Genomic DNA, 14,730 nt, shown 5'->3' on the forward strand with positions numbered 1-14,730 from the left:
ACAAGGGAAACGCGATGAGCGAGGAAACGATTCGACTGGGACGTGAGCGGCGCTTTCTGGTGCTGCTGGGCATCATCTGTCTGGCACTGATCGGCGGCGCGCTGTACATGCAGATCGTGCTGGGTGAGGCACCATGCCCGCTGTGCATCCTGCAGCGTTATGCATTGCTGCTGATTGCGCTGTTCGCCTTTATCGGCGCGGCCATGCGCACCCGCCGCAGCATGACGGTGTTCGAAGTGCTGGTGGTGATCTGCGCGATCGCCGGTGCTGGTGTCGCCGGACATCATGTGTACACCCAGTTCTATCCGGCGGTGAGCTGCGGCATCGATGTGTTGCAGCCGATTGTCGACGACCTGCCGCTGGCGAAGATCTTCCCGCTGGGCTTCCAGGTCGATGGTTTCTGCTCGACGCCGTACCCGCCGATCCTCGGTCTGTCGTTGGCGCAATGGGCGCTGGTGGCGTTCGTGCTGGTGGTGATTCTGGTGCCGCTGCTGACCTCGCGTAACCGAAAAGCACTGCGCTGAATCAACTCTTCGGCAGATTGGCCGATACAGAAAACGCCCCGATTTGCGTATCAGCCGATCGGGGCGTTTTGCATTTCAGAGTGTTTGTGAAATCACCGTGACGAACGGCAATGGAGAGTGCGGCAGGTGTGCGACATGTTGTCACACGCGCCCTGTCGCAGGGGCTTTCGGCGACCCGGATTGGCGTAATGTTACAAAAAAGGATTGGTCTGTTTCGGCATTTTTCTGGTTTTGCACGCAGGTGCCAGATCAGGCAGTTTTAACAGGCTCTGGCAGATGGCCAGAGGCCTTTGAATATCGGGCTTTGCGCCGATTCGCTGCCGGGAAAATCCCTTCGGAGCTGTCTGAACTGAGGTGTATAGGCCTACATTTTTTGGTGTTTTTGTTGAGAATCGATTTCGATAACATGCGGAACTTTTGCAAAAACGGTGATGGATTGTTGCTCTGAGCGATAAAAATTATTTCGGGATAAGACATGGTGTATAGGGCGCTACCTATCTACAATCGCCCGCACTGAATTCCCGGCACTGTTCAGCCTTTATTAAGGAACTGGACAGGAAGTCGGGTGTCGAGCGGGCCGAAAGGCTTTTGCGACACCCAGGTGTCGGTGCCTTCCAACTTTCCGCACCAAATGGAATTGGTCTGTAACAAGGCCTTTGACCACGAATTCGAATAAGAACTGACCGCTGTCCATGGTTTTGTCGAGCGTCTGACGCGCGACGGGCGGCCCTTATTCAATCCAAAGAAAATGCCAACCCTTGGCAGGGTGAAGTGTTGGCGATCAAAACCCAACTGCATTGCGCAAGCTGCTTTAGAGGTCGTGAGATGAGTAAAAACAGGTACCCCAGATTACTAGGCCTAGTGCCGCTGCTCGGCACGTTGTTGCTGGGAGGCTGCAACATGACCCTGCTCAATCCAACGGGCCAGGTCGGCCTGGAACAGCGCAACCTGATCATCACCGCCACGCTGCTGATGCTGTTGGTCGTTGTGCCGGTTATCGTCATGACCTTCCTGTTCGCCTGGAAGTACCGCGCGTCCAACAAGGATGCCGTCTACACCCCGAAATGGTCGCACTCGACCAAAATCGAAGTGGCGGTCTGGACCATCCCGGTTCTGATCATCATCGCCCTGGGTTACATCACCTACATTTCGACCCACAAACTGGACCCGTACCGTCCGATTGAATCCGACGTCAAGCCGGTGACCATCGAAGTCGTTGCGCTGGACTGGAAGTGGCTGTTCATCTACCCGGAACAAGGCATTGCCACGGTCAACAAGATCGTGTTCCCGGCGCACACCCCGGTCAACTTCCGGATCACCTCCGACGCCGTGATGAACTCGTTTTTCATCCCGGGCCTGGGCGGCCAGATCTACGCGATGGCGGGCATGACCACCAAGCTGCACCTGATCGCTGACCGCAACGCTGAAATGGACGGTATCTCCGCCAACTACAGCGGCGCTGGTTTCACCGGTATGAAATTCAAAGCGATCGCAACTTCTCAGGAAGATTTCGACGCCTGGGTAAGTGAAGTCAAAAAGGCACCTAAACAGCTTGAACAAGCTGAATACGCAGCCCTTGCCAAGCCAAGCCAGAACAATCCAGTCGAGCTCTACTCCTCGGTCACGCCGAACCTGTTCCAGACCATCGTCGACAAGTACGAAGGCATGAAACCGGGCAAGCCGCTGAAGCACGAGAAGAAAGAGAAAGAAGTGGCGGCAACGGACATGGACTCGAATTCGCATTCAGCTGCCGGGGCAGAGGAGTAAACGATGTTTGGTAAATTAAGTTGGGAAGCGATCCCTTTCCACGAGCCGATCGTGATGGTCACCATCTCGATGATCGCGCTCGGTGGTCTGGCGTTGTTCGCTGCAATCACCTACTTCAAGAAGTGGACCTACTTGTGGACCGAGTGGCTGACGTCGGTCGACCACAAGAAAATCGGTGTGATGTACATCATCGTTGCCATGGTCATGCTGCTGCGTGGCTTTGCCGACGCCATCATGATGCGTACCCAGTTGGCCATGGCCACCGAGGGTTCGCCTGGCTACCTGCCGCCTGAACACTATGACCAGATCTTCACCGCTCACGGTGTGATCATGATCATCTTCATGGCGATGCCATTCTTCACCGGCCTGATGAACCTTGCAGTGCCGCTGCAGATCGGCGCGCGTGACGTTGCCTTCCCGTTCCTGAACTCCCTGAGCTTCTGGCTGCTGGTGTCCGGCGTGGTGCTGATCAACCTGTCGCTGGGTGTCGGCGAATTCGCCAAGACCGGTTGGGTTGCCTATCCGCCGCTGTCGGGTCTGCAGTACAGCCCTGGCGTGGGGATGGACTACTACATCTGGGCGCTACAGCTATCCGGGTTAGGTACGACGCTGACGGGGGTCAACTTCCTCGCCACCGTGCTGAAAATGCGTACCCCTGGCATGAAACTGATGGACATGCCGATCTTCACCTGGACCTGCACCTGGGCTAACGTCCTGATCGTGGCTTCGTTCCCGATCCTGACCGCTACCCTGGCACTGCTGACCCTCGACCGTTACATGGATTTCCACATTTTCACCAATGAACTTGGTGGCAATCCAATGATGTACGTCAACCTGTTCTGGGCCTGGGGCCACCCTGAGGTTTACATCCTGATCCTGCCGGCATTCGGCATCTTCTCGGAAGTGATCTCGGCGTTCACCGGCAAGAAACTGTTCGGCCACCACTCGATGATCTACGCTTCGGGCGCGATCTCGGTACTGGGCTTCATGGTTTGGCTGCACCACTTCTTCACCATGGGTTCGGGTGCCAGCGTCAACGCCTTCTTCGGTCTGGCGACGATGCTGATTTCCATCCCGACGGGTGTGAAACTGTTCAACTGGCTGTTCACCATCTACCAGGGCCGTCTGCGCTTCACCAGCCAGGTTCTGTGGACCCTGGGCTTCATGGTGACCTTCGCCATCGGCGGCATGACCGGCGTACTGCTGGCCATCCCGGGTGCTGACTTCGTTCTGCACAACAGCCTGTTCGTGATCGCGCACTTCCACAACGTGATCATCGGCGGCGCGGTATTCGGCTACATCGCAGGTTTCGGCTTCTACTTCCCGAAAGCGTTCGGCTTCAAGCTGCACGAAGGCTGGGGTAAAGCAGCGTTCTGGTTCTGGATCTCGGGCTTCTTCGTCGCGTTCATGCCGCTCTATGCACTGGGCTTCATGGGCATGACCCGTCGTCTGAACGCCACCACCAACCCTGAGTGGGTACCGTACCTGTACGTTGCCATGTTCGGTGCGGTGATGATCGCTGTCGGTATCGCCTGCCAACTGATCCAGCTGTACGTCAGTGTGCGTGACCGCAACAAGCCAGAGAACATGTGCGAACACGGTGACCCGTGGAATGCCCACACTCTGGAATGGTCGACCTCGTCGCCACCTCCGTTCTACAACTTCGCTGTGCTGCCTAAGGCTGACTGCATCGACCCGTTCACCGAAGCCAAGGAAAACGGTACTGCGTACCAGGCTCCGGCCAAGTACGAGCCGATCCACATGCCGAACAACACCGCCACTGGCGTGGTGATGGGCGCACTGCTGACCGTCTTCGGTTTCGCGATGATCTGGCACATCTGGTGGTTGGCGATCGCCAGCCTGGCCGGCACTGTCATCTACTTCGTGATCCACGCCGCACGTGACGACCAGGGCTACATGGTTCCGGTTGAAACGATCGAGCGCATCGAAGCCGAGCAGCACAAGCGTCTGGTCGCGGCAGGGAAAATCCCGGCCAATGCCACCCGTGTAACCTCGTTGGAACAGGCTTAAACCATGTCGAACTTAGTGACCAATGTTGGACACGCCCATGGTGACCATGGGCACGATGACCATCACCACGACTCGGGCGAGATGACCGTATACGGTTTCTGGCTCTACCTGATGACCGACTGCATTCTGTTTGCGTCGATCTTCGCGGTGTACGCAGTACTGGTAAACAACGTTGCCGGTGGCCCGTCGGGCCACGACATTTTCGAACTGCCATACGTGCTGGGCGAAACCGCTCTGCTGTTGTTCAGTTCGATCACCTACGGCTTCGCCATGCTGGCGTTGTACAAAGGCAAGAAGCAGCAGGTTCTGGGCTGGTTGTTCATGACCTTCCTGCTCGGCGCAGGCTTCATCGCCATGGAGATCAACGAGTTCCACCTGCTGATCTCCGAGGGCTTCGGTCCTAGCCGTTCGGGCTTCCTGTCGGCGTTCTTCACCCTGGTCGGTACCCACGGTCTGCACGTGTCCGCGGGTCTGATCTGGATGGGCATCATGATGTACCAGGTCAACAAGCACGGCCTGACGGCGACCAACAAGACCCGTCTGAGCTGCCTGAGCCTGTTCTGGCACTTCCTGGACGTGGTGTGGATCTGCGTATTCACCGTTGTTTACCTGATGGGGACTCTGTAATGGCTAATGCACACTCCCATGACAGCCATGATGCTGGCCACGGCAGCGTAAAGTCGTACGCCATCGGCTTCATCCTGTCGGTGATCCTGACTGCCATCCCGTTCGGCCTGGTGATGTTCCCGACCTTGCCGAAGTCGACCACGCTGGCAATCGTCCTGCTGTTCGCGGTAATCCAGGTGATTGTTCACCTGTACTACTTCCTGCACCTGGACCGTTCGATTGCACAACGTAACAACGTGATCGCGTTTGTCTTTACGGCCATCGTGATCCTGCTGCTGGTTGGCCTGTCGCTGTGGATCATGTTCAGCATCCACACGTACATGATGGCGAAGTGAGGTAGACCCGATGTCGCTCAAGCACTTTATCCAAATCACCAAACCGGGGATCATTTTCGGTAACGTGCTTTCTGTGGCAGGCGGGTTCTTCCTGGCCTCGAAAGGGCATGTAGATCTGGCGGTGTTCCTGGCCGCCATGATCGGCACATCCCTGGTTGTGGCCTCCGGTTGCGTGTTCAACAACTGCATCGACCGCGACATCGACCTGAAGATGGAACGCACCAAGAACCGGGTGCTGGTGCAGGGCTTGATCTCCCTGAAACTGGCCCTGGTCTACGCGACCATCCTGGGTGTTCTCGGCGTTGCCTTGTTGTACAAGGTGGCCAACCCGTTGGCCGCCCTGTTCGCGGTAATCGGCTTCATCATCTACGTCGGCTTCTACAGCCTGTACCTCAAGCGCAAGTCGGTGCACGGCACGCTGGTGGGCAGTCTGTCGGGCGCCATGCCGCCAGTGATCGGTTACGTTGCCGTAACCAACAGCTTCGACATGGCCGCACTGACCCTGCTGGTGATGTTCAGCCTGTGGCAGATGCCGCATTCCTACGCCATCGCGATCTTCCGTTTCAACGACTACCTGGCCGCATCGATTCCGGTGCTGCCCGTCAAGCGCGGAATCGAAGTGGCCAAGAAGCACATCCTGCTCTACATCCTGGCGTTCCTCGTGGCGACCTTGATGCTGACCTTCAGCGGTTACGCCGGCATGAGCTACCTCGCCGTCGCCGCGGCCATGGGCATGTACTGGTTGTACATGGCCTGGACCGGCTACAAGGCGGTGGATGACACGGTCTGGGCACGCAAGCTGTTCGTGTTCTCGATCTTCACCATCACCGCCCTGAGCGTCATGATGTCCCTGGACTTCAAGGTGCCGGCCGAGCTGCTGCTGACGTACGCGCCGTAAGGCTGGATGGCTTAACGAAAAACCCCGCACATTGAGAGATGTGCGGGGTTTTTTGTTGGGAAAATTATGCTGAATCGAGGTGACACCATCGCGAGCAGGCTCGCTCCCACAGGGGATTTGTGAACGACGCCAATCAAATGTGGGAGCGAGCCTGCTCGCGATGGCGTGCGCCACCGATTTCGAAGGTTGCGCAGTACTGGCAAACCACCTAGATTTGGATCCAGTCTTCAGTGATAGCGCCATGCCACTTCCTCGGCGCTCAACTGTTCCACTCCGCGATTCTTCATGCACTGATCAAAAGGCTGGGCGAAATGACTGAGAGGATGACCTGCGACGAACGCTTCATTGCCCTGGCACAAGAGCTGAACTACGACATCTATGGCGAGAACACCGCCGGCGGCAATTATGCGCCGCTGATCCGTCATCGCGATGAGTTGTACATCAGCGGCATGGTGCCGCGGGTCAATGGCAGGATTCTGTATCCCGGTCGCGTGGGGTTGGAGTTGACCCTCAAGGACGCCCAGGCTGCCGCGAGCATCAGTGCCATGCGCTGCCTGGCGCTGATTGTCGATGCGGTGGGTTCGCTGGACAAGATTCGGGCGTTGTTGCGGGTCACGGTGTATGTGAAGTCGACCCCGGACTTCGTAGACCTGAGCGAAGTGGCCAACGGTGCATCGGATGTATTCAGCCATGTGCTCGGCGATGCCGGCCGGCACACTCGCACTACGGTCGGTGTCTATCAGTTGCCAAAGAACGCCGCGGTTGAAGTCGACATGATCGCGGCGGTGCAGCCGGAAGTCTGACCGTTATGCCGCCCAACAAAAAGCCCCGCCTGAATCTCAGAGCGGGGCTTTTTTGTCGGTGCCGGGATTACTGCGCGGCGATGCTGTAACCATCGAACGCGGTTTGCTGTTGCAGGGCGGTGATAATGTTCTTGCGGTTGATCGCGTGTTCGGTGCCGGCGTTGTCGATGAAGGTCTCGCCCTCCAACTCGGCTTCTTCGCCTTCACCGATGAAGGTGAAACCGAGGAACTCCAGCGCTTCACGGTCAACGTTCAGACGCGAACGCGGCGTGCGCAGCGGCAGGGTCACGCTGCTGCCGTCCTTGCTGATGGTGAAGATTTCCAGTTCTTTCTTCTTGGCAGCCTTGCCCTTGCCGCCACTCGGATTGCTGATCGCCTGGTGGGTCTGATTCAGCACTTTGAGCGCGAGGCCGTAAACGATTTCCTGGAACGCCGGATCGTCCTTGAAGCAGGACAGGATGCGGCCGATCGAGAACTTGCTGCTCAGGTCTTCGAGGGCGGCGAGGTCGGCGGCCTCGGCGTCTTTCAGCGCCTTGAGCTGGCCCATCAGCTCGTAGGCCTTGTCGTCATCGAAGCTGTCGTGCGCCTGACGGATCGCGGCGCGCAGCTCGCGGATCTGGTCACTTTCGCGGGTCGACTGGAAAGCATCCAGCACCATCTCGCTGATGATTTTGGCTTGTGGAAGGTGTTGTGAAAGATTGATGGAGTTTTCGTATTCCGCTTTGGACGATTCGGTGACTACGGATTCAGCGGTGTTGAAATCGGACATTGAAATTTCACTACTTTTTTAACTTGAGTGGAAACGAGAAAGCGCGAGGTCTTTTTCAGGCCGGTTAATTTAGGGGAGCGGGGCGGCGTTGTCACGGAACAACAGTCCGGTGGTGCGGATTATTTGTCTGGCGTGTTCAGGTTCATCGAGCGCACCATCCACTGTTCAGCGGTTTGCTGATCGGTCGGCAGCGTGAAGCGGAAAGTCGCCCCGCGCCCGGCGACATCGATCAACTGAATCTCACGCCCGTGCAGTTGCAGGATGCGGTGGACGATCCGCAGGCCCAGTCCACCGTCACGCCGCGCGCCGCCAATATTGAAAGGACGCAGGAACAGACCTTCGCGCAGATCCGGAGCGATGCCGGGGCCGGTGTCGCTGACCGTGACTTCGACCAAGGCGCCCAGGGGTTTCAAATCCAGCTCGATTTCACCGCCCGCAGGCGTGTGGCGCAAGGCGTTATCCACCAGGTTGGTCAGCACCCGTTCGATCAACCCAAGGTCGGCGCACACCGTCGGCAGGTTCGGACCGAAGCTGGCCTTGAGTTCGACGTGGCGTGCTTCGGCGGCCAGTTCGAATTTCTGGAAGATGTCCTGCAGCAGATCGATCAGCGAGAAGCGCTCCAGTACCGGCTGCACGAAACCGTGCTCCAGACGTACCAGCTCCAGCAGCGATTGCGCCAACCCGCCGACCTTGCGGCTCTGATCCAGCGCGATGCCCAGATACCGGCGGCGTTCTTCGGCGGTGAGTGTGGCGTCCTTGAGCGTCAGGGTTTCCAGATAGCCGTGCAACGAGGCCAGCGGTGTGCGCAGGTCGTGAGAAATGTTCGCCACCAGTTCGCGGCGCTCCTGATCCTGGCGGGTCAACGAGCGCCACTGTTCACCCAGTCGGTTTTGCATCTGCCGGAAGGCGCCATCGAGTACGGCGATTTCATCCGGGTCAGCGCTTTTATCCACAGCCACTGAAGGTGCAGGCAGAGGTTGCGGCGCGCCATCAATGTCGAACCGGCTGACGGTTTCGGTCAATCGGCGCAGTGGCCGGGTGATCAGGTTGAACGCCGTGAGACCCGCGATCAGGCACAACAGCGCCACCAGCCCGATCGACAGCAACGCCGTATTGAGTGCAGCACTGGTCGCGCCCCGTTCAGCGAAGCGATCGTGTTCTTCACTGAGCAACACCACGTACAGATAACCGGCGGGCTTGCCGTTGACCCGTAACGGCGCGGCACTGAAGACCTTGCGCCCGTCGGCACTGCGCGGGTCATCGCCGAGAATAGGCAACGGCTGGTCATCGAGCAGCCGGCGGATCGGCGCCAGATCGACCGTCTCCCGGCGCAGATGTCCTTCCGGTGCCGCATTGCCGACAATCCGCCCCTCGATGTCGAGCAGGTACACCTCGACACTCGGGTTGACCAGCATCAGCTTGCTGAACAGTTCGCGCACGGCGCCGGGCATCAGGCCATGGCTGTCCATCAGCACCGTGTCATGGGCGATGTGCTGTGCCAGTTCCCGCGACAGGCCTTGCACCACTTCCAGTTCATGCATCTTGCTGGAGCGCACCTGCAGCCATGCCGAGGTGCCGCAGCACACCAGCAGCAAAACGGCGAACACCAGCGACAGGCGCTGCGACAGGTTCAGTCTCATGGTTGTTCCGTGCCGAATTTATAGCCGCGACCCCACACAGTGAGGATGCGTGTCGGTTGCGCCGGATCGCTTTCGATTTTCGCCCGCAGGCGATTGATGTGCGTGTTCACCGTGTGTTCATAACCCTCGTGGCTGTAGCCCCACACCGCGTTCAGCAGGTCCATGCGTGAGAACACCTTGCCCGGCTGTCGGGCGAAGAAATACAGCAAGTCGAACTCTCGCGGAGTGAGGTCCAGACGCGCACCGTTGAGGGCGACGTCGCGGGTGATCGGGTCGATGCTCAAACCATCGAGACTGAGGCTGCCGGCGTCCATTTTCAGGTTGCGCGCCATGGCGTCGACCCGGCGCAGCAAGGCTTTGACCCGAGCCACCAGTTCCAGCATTGAAAACGGTTTGGCAAGGTAATCGTCGGCACCCAGCTCCAGACCCAGAATGCGGTGCAATTCGCTGGAGCGGGCGCTGGTGATGATGATCGGCGTATAGCGCGCCATCGCCCGGGCGCGGCGGCAGATTTCCAGGCCGTCGACCCCCGGCAACATCAGGTCGAGGATCAGTGCATCCCATTGTCCCTGTTGCAACAGGCGCATGCCTTCGTCGCCGTCTGCACAGTGCACGACGTCGTAATGCTCATCGCGCAGGTGCAGGCAAATCAAATCGGCGATGTGTTGGTCATCCTCGACCACGAGGATGCGTCTGGTTAATTCCATCAAGCTCAATCCTTCGGCGCAGTGAGCGCATTGTGCGGGTTTTCCTCGGGGCGAGTTATCACGAATTCGTTAACTTCCCGTGAGGATTTGGCGATCAACCCAAGCCTAGGCTGTGTTCCATGACAGGCACCTGGAATTTTTGGAGACGGCCATGTTTTCACGGCGACAGATTCTCGTAGCGAGCGGCGGGCTGGGGGTTGCAGCTCTGGTGGCGGGTGTATTGCCAAAATTTTCCTCGGGCTCCGCACTGATCGAGCAAGCCCATGCCGATGAGGTTTTCGAGGTGAGCCACAGCGACAGTGAATGGCACTCGCTGCTCTCGGACGAGCAGTACGCCATCCTGCGCGAAGAAGGCACCGAACGGGCCTATACCAGCCCGCTCAACGACGAGCATCGCAACGGCACATTCGCCTGCGCGGGTTGTGATCTGGCGCTGTTTTCATCGGCGACCAAGTTCGACAGCCGCACGGGCTGGCCGAGTTTCTGGGCACCGTTGGAACATGCGGTGGCCACGCGTCAGGACCGATCGTTCGGCATGTCACGCAATGAAGTGCACTGCCGACGCTGCGGCGGGCACTTGGGACATGTGTTCGACGACGGCCCGAAACCCACCGGCCTGCGCTATTGCATGAATGGCCTGGCGATGACGTTCAAACCCGTGGCGGCATGAGCCATGGCCATTTTTCGATGTTCACTTTCTACAGGACGACACCATGTGGCTCTTGGTTCTCGCTTATCTGGGCGGTGTGCTGACGATCGTCAGTCCGTGCATCCTGCCTGTTCTGCCTTTTGTCTTCGCTCGCACCGGGCAGCCGTTTATCAAGAGTGGCTTGCCGCTCTTGGCCGGGATGGCGCTGACTTTCGCCCTCGTCGCCACACTGGCGGCGGTGGGCGGCGGTTGGGTGGTGCAAGTCAATCAGTACGGGCGCTGGCTCGCGTTGCTGTTCGTTGCACTGTTCGGGCTGACGCTGCTGCTGCCGGGCCTCGCCGAGCGCCTGACGCGACCGCTGGTCTCGGCCGGCAGTCGGTTGTCCGAAGCCGCGGGCCAGGACAATCGTCCGCGTCCCGGCGCCTCGTTTCTGATTGGCGTCGCCACGGGTCTGCTCTGGGCACCGTGCGCCGGGCCCATCCTCGGTTTGATTCTGACCGGAGCCGCGCTGCAAGGGGCAAGCATCGCCACCACGCTGTTGTTGCTCGCCTACGCGGCGGGCGCCGCGACTTCACTGGCGGCGGCGCTGCTGCTGGGCAGTAAGGTCTTTGCGTTGATGAAACGCTCGATCGGTACGGGGGAGTGGATCCGGCGCGGGTTGGGGGCGGCGATGCTGGCGGGTGTCGCAGCGATTGCGCTGGGCCTCGACACCGGGCTGTTGGCGCGGCTGTCGACGGCTTCCACGGGCGGGATTGAACAGGCGCTGGTCGGCAAGCTGTCCAGCAAATCGCCGACGGGCAACGGAACCATGATGGCGCAGATTCCTGCTGCCGGCGGGGCGATGAAAGTTGCCGACAAGGCACCTGGAACACTACCGGTTGAAGGCCAGTTGCCGCCGCTCAATGGCGCCGTGCAATGGCTCAATTCGCCACCGCTGGACGCCCAGGCATTGAAGGGCAAAGTGGTGCTGGTGGATTTCTGGACCTACTCCTGCATCAACTGCCTGCGCACCTTGCCATACGTCAAAGCCTGGGCGGAAAAGTACCGCGATCAAGGCCTGGTAGTGATTGGCGTGCACGCCCCGGAATTCGCTTTCGAGCGCGATGTCGGCAATGTCACTAAAGCCATGAAGGAGCTGGGTATCAACTATCCGGTCGCCATCGATAACGGCTACAAAATCTGGCGTGCTTTCAACAACGAATACTGGCCGGCGCATTATTTTGCCGATGCTCAAGGACGGATTCGTTACCACCATTTTGGCGAAGGGGATTACGCCGAATCGGAACGGGTCATACAGCAGTTGCTGCGTGAGGCCGGGGCGAAAACCGTCGCCGACGGCTTGATCAACGCTGACGCCCAAGGCGTGCAACAGGCGCCGGACATGAATCAGGTGCTGTCGCCGGAAACCTATGTTGGCTACCAGCGTGCGGAACATTTCGTACCGCAAACCAGCCTGGTGCCTGACAAGGTCGCGACCTATAACCCACCGGCCAACCTGACTTTGAATGACTGGAGCCTTGGCGGCCAGTGGGCTGTCGGCGCCGAGCGCGCCACCGCCAGTGCGCCGGCCAGTCGCATCGTCTATCGCTTCCACGCCCGCGACCTGCATCTGGTCCTGGGTCCGAACGCGGATGGCAAACCGGTGCGCTTCAAAGTGTTGATTGACGGTCGGGCGCCGGGCGATGCCCACGGTGTGGATGTCGCCCCGGACGGCAGCGGCCGCGTAACCGAGCAGCGCCTGTATCAACTGGTACGGCAAACCGACGAGGTGAAGGACCGGACCTTCACCATCGAATTTCTTGACCCGGGCGTATCGGCTTACGCCTTCACCTTCGGCTGATCGGGAGTGCGCAACATGAAAGCTCAAAACAACTGGCGCCGTGCACTGCTCGGCGTCGCCATGGCCGGTGTGATCGGTCAGTGCTCGGCGTTCTCTTTCGGTGCAGAGGACGCGGTGGTCATCCCGCCGCCAGCCCTCGACGAAACCACTCAGGCGCACAGTGAAACCGCGGTGTTCGCCGGTGGTTGTTTCTGGGGCGTGCAAGGGGTTTTCCAACACGTCAGAGGTGTGCAGAAAGCCGTCTCCGGTTATGCCGGAGGTACGGCGAACACGGCGGAATATGAGCGGGTCAGTGAAGGTGATACCGGTCATGCCGAGTCAGTGCAAGTCACCTTCGATCCGACGCAAGTCAGCTACGGCAGCCTGCTGCAGATCTACTTTTCGGTGGCCCACAACCCGACCGAACTCAACCGCCAAGGGCCGGACAGCGGCACGCAATATCGCTCGGCGCTGTTCCCGGTCAATGCCGATCAACAACGGGTGGCCCAGGCCTACATCGCCCAACTCGACGCGGCGCATGCCTACAGCAAACCGATCGTCACCCAACTGGAAACCTACAACGGCTTTTACCCGGCGGAGGACTATCACCAGGATTTCCTCACCGAACACCCAAGCTATCCGTACATCGTGATCAACGACATGCCCAAGGTGGCGCAGTTGAAGCAGTTGTTTGCGCAGCGTTATCAGGAGAAACCGGTGTTGGTGAAAAGCGGGAGTTGATTTCTCACGTGTTACTTGAGCCTTGGGCGCTCCATGGCAATTACCGATGTTTCAAACCCCAAACTGGCAAAAAACGCCTCCGCACCTTCGCGCCCGGCGCGCAGTACCCAAGTGATCTCGGGGTTGTCCCCCATGACATGCTCGACCAGTGCGCGCCCGACGCCGGCGCGCCGATGCTGGCCATCAACCACGACCATCGACAGATAACCGTTGGACAAACCATCGGTGATGCCTCGTGCGAAACCGATGATTTGTTCGCCGCTCAGCGCGACCGCAGTGCGTTGCGAGTTTTCGATGAGTTGGGCGAAGTAGTCGCCGGAGCCTGTTCGGTGTCCCCAGCCATGTAGGCCGAGAAACAGCCGAACTGGCTCCACTTCGTCGGGCAACAGATCGCGTACGGTAAGGTCGTTTCTCATCGATAGCAGCATCCTTGTCGGCAATCACCGGAGCGTAGTCGATAGCAATTGAGTCAGGATCTGCCCCAGGTTTTCATCGCGAACTCGACGAAGCGCCGTAGCTTCGGCAAACGATAACGATCCGGCGCGTACAACAGATGCAAAGGGCGGCTCGGGGGCTGGTAATCGGGGATCACCGTCACCAGTTTGCCGTCGCGAAGGTCCTGTTCCACCAGCGCATCCGGTAGCATCACGATGCCCATGCCGGTGCGCGCTGCCTGATGCAGGCCGGCCGAGGTGTTCATCAGCATCGGGCCGCTGACGTCGACCAGAATCTCGCCGTCCGGGCCGCTGAGGCGCCAGCGTTTTTCCACCGATTGCCAGTCATCGCCGGCAGGGTAGGCGAACGACAGGCAGTCGTGTTGCTGCAGGTCTTCCGGGGTGATCGGCATGCCGCGTCGCGCGACGTACGCCGGGGAGGCGCATACGGTCAGGGTGTAGTCGATCAGCGGCCGGGCGATCAGGTTCGACTGCTCGAAATGCCCCAGCCGAAACGCTACGTCGAGGCCACTTTCCAGCAGGTCCGGACGGCGGTTGGTCAGCACCACATCCATTTTCACCTGCGGGTATTGCAGGGAAAACTCGCTGAGCGCCGGGGCCAGGCGTTCGACGCCAAAAGTCAGCGGCGCGGTGATGCGTAGCAGACCACGTGGTTCATCAAGGGCCTGTTCGGCGAGGCGTTCGGAGTCGGCCACCAAGCCCAAAACATCCAGACAGCGCTGGTAGTAAACGCTACCGAACTCGGTCAGTCGCTGCCGGCGGGTGGTGCGCTGCAGCAACTGTACGCCGAGCCGTTGCTCCAGTGCGCGGAGGTGATTTCCGACCATGGTCGTGGACATTTCGCACTGCAACGCAGCTGCCGTCATGCTCCCGGCTTCCACGACCTTCACGTACACGCTCATTGCCTGCAACAGGTCCATTATCAAGTTCAGCTTTTAAATGAATGAAGTTTTACCGAGTTTATC

General features: G+C 59.2%; 15 protein-coding genes. 10 read left to right on the forward strand and 5 right to left on the reverse strand.

The features are described from left to right. The first annotated feature begins 14 nt into the window (after nt 1–14). From ACM6I7_RS21685 to ACM6I7_RS21715, 7 genes are all read left to right on the forward strand, one after another. The gene (locus tag ACM6I7_RS21685; RefSeq protein WP_414889251.1) at nt 15–524 is read left to right on the forward strand and encodes a disulfide bond formation protein B; all 510 of its coding nucleotides are present in this window, start codon (nt 15–17) and stop codon (nt 522–524) included. Between the two features lie 825 nt (nt 525–1,349). After that, nucleotides 1,350–2,291 (forward strand): ubiquinol oxidase subunit II, encoded by a 942-nt coding sequence (cyoA, locus tag ACM6I7_RS21690; protein ID WP_027612162.1) that lies wholly within the window; start codon nt 1,350–1,352, stop codon nt 2,289–2,291. Between the two features lie 3 nt (nt 2,292–2,294). Continuing rightward, complete coding sequence (gene cyoB, locus ACM6I7_RS21695) at nt 2,295–4,322, forward strand: cytochrome o ubiquinol oxidase subunit I (protein ID WP_007968380.1); 2,028 nt, start codon at nt 2,295–2,297, stop codon at nt 4,320–4,322. 3 nt (nt 4,323–4,325) lie between these two features. After that, nucleotides 4,326–4,949 (forward strand): cytochrome o ubiquinol oxidase subunit III, encoded by a 624-nt coding sequence (gene cyoC, locus ACM6I7_RS21700; protein ID WP_003227982.1) that lies wholly within the window; start codon nt 4,326–4,328, stop codon nt 4,947–4,949. Next, nucleotides 4,949–5,284, forward strand: a complete 336-nt coding sequence (cyoD, locus tag ACM6I7_RS21705; protein ID WP_003227981.1) for a cytochrome o ubiquinol oxidase subunit IV — start codon at nt 4,949–4,951, stop codon at nt 5,282–5,284. Before cyoC ends, cyoD begins: the two co-directional genes overlap by 1 nt. Nucleotides 5,285–5,294: 10 nt before the next feature. Continuing rightward, a complete protein-coding gene (gene cyoE / locus ACM6I7_RS21710; protein WP_003227980.1) occupies nt 5,295–6,182 on the forward strand; it encodes a heme o synthase in 888 nt (295 codons plus the stop codon). Nucleotides 6,183–6,493: 311 nt separating this feature from the next. Further along, entirely contained in the window at nt 6,494–6,985 is a 492-nt protein-coding gene (locus ACM6I7_RS21715; protein ID WP_097086183.1) for a RidA family protein, read from the forward strand. A 67-nt stretch (nt 6,986–7,052) separates the two neighbouring features. Here the strand turns inward: ACM6I7_RS21715 and ACM6I7_RS21720 are convergent, their stop codons facing one another. From ACM6I7_RS21720 to ACM6I7_RS21730, 3 genes are all read right to left on the reverse strand, one after another. After that, nucleotides 7,053–7,754, reverse strand: a complete 702-nt coding sequence (locus ACM6I7_RS21720) for a hypothetical protein (protein ID WP_027612160.1) — start codon at nt 7,752–7,754, stop codon at nt 7,053–7,055. A 119-nt stretch (nt 7,755–7,873) separates the two neighbouring features. After that, nucleotides 7,874–9,394 (reverse strand): sensor histidine kinase, encoded by a 1,521-nt coding sequence (locus tag ACM6I7_RS21725; protein WP_414889252.1) that lies wholly within the window; start codon nt 9,392–9,394, stop codon nt 7,874–7,876. Next, nucleotides 9,391–10,101, reverse strand: coding sequence for a response regulator transcription factor (locus ACM6I7_RS21730; RefSeq protein ID WP_027612158.1), 711 nt, complete (start codon nt 10,099–10,101; stop codon nt 9,391–9,393). The genes ACM6I7_RS21725 and ACM6I7_RS21730 overlap by 4 nt, the downstream gene beginning before the upstream one ends. Nucleotides 10,102–10,252: 151 nt before the next feature. On the opposite strand from ACM6I7_RS21730, the gene msrB reads away from it, so the two are divergent. Genes msrB through msrA form a run of 3 tightly spaced genes read left to right on the forward strand, consistent with a single transcriptional unit; the run spans nt 10,253 to nt 13,310 of the window. Beyond that, the gene (gene msrB / locus ACM6I7_RS21735; RefSeq protein WP_096795498.1) at nt 10,253–10,771 is read left to right on the forward strand and encodes a peptide-methionine (R)-S-oxide reductase MsrB; all 519 of its coding nucleotides are present in this window, start codon (nt 10,253–10,255) and stop codon (nt 10,769–10,771) included. Nucleotides 10,772–10,814: 43 nt separating this feature from the next. Then, the gene (locus tag ACM6I7_RS21740; protein ID WP_414889253.1) at nt 10,815–12,590 is read left to right on the forward strand and encodes a cytochrome c biogenesis protein DipZ; all 1,776 of its coding nucleotides are present in this window, start codon (nt 10,815–10,817) and stop codon (nt 12,588–12,590) included. Nucleotides 12,591–12,605: 15 nt separating this feature from the next. Continuing rightward, on the forward strand, nt 12,606–13,310 hold the full coding sequence (gene msrA, locus ACM6I7_RS21745) for a peptide-methionine (S)-S-oxide reductase MsrA (protein ID WP_097086177.1): 705 nt from the start codon (nt 12,606–12,608) through the stop codon (nt 13,308–13,310). Between the two features lie 11 nt (nt 13,311–13,321). Here the strand turns inward: msrA and ACM6I7_RS21750 are convergent, their stop codons facing one another. Both ACM6I7_RS21750 and ACM6I7_RS21755 read right to left on the reverse strand, forming a co-directional pair. Next, nucleotides 13,322–13,726 (reverse strand): GNAT family N-acetyltransferase, encoded by a 405-nt coding sequence (locus tag ACM6I7_RS21750; protein ID WP_097086175.1) that lies wholly within the window; start codon nt 13,724–13,726, stop codon nt 13,322–13,324. A gap of 53 nt (nt 13,727–13,779) precedes the next feature. Continuing rightward, complete coding sequence (locus ACM6I7_RS21755) at nt 13,780–14,685, reverse strand: LysR family transcriptional regulator (protein ID WP_097086174.1); 906 nt, start codon at nt 14,683–14,685, stop codon at nt 13,780–13,782. Nucleotides 14,686–14,730 lie beyond the last annotated feature (45 nt).

Origin of the sequence: Pseudomonas sp. IT-93MI4 (assembly GCF_949767635.1) — a bacterium.
Lineage (GTDB): Bacteria > Pseudomonadota > Gammaproteobacteria > Pseudomonadales > Pseudomonadaceae > Aquipseudomonas > Aquipseudomonas putida_A.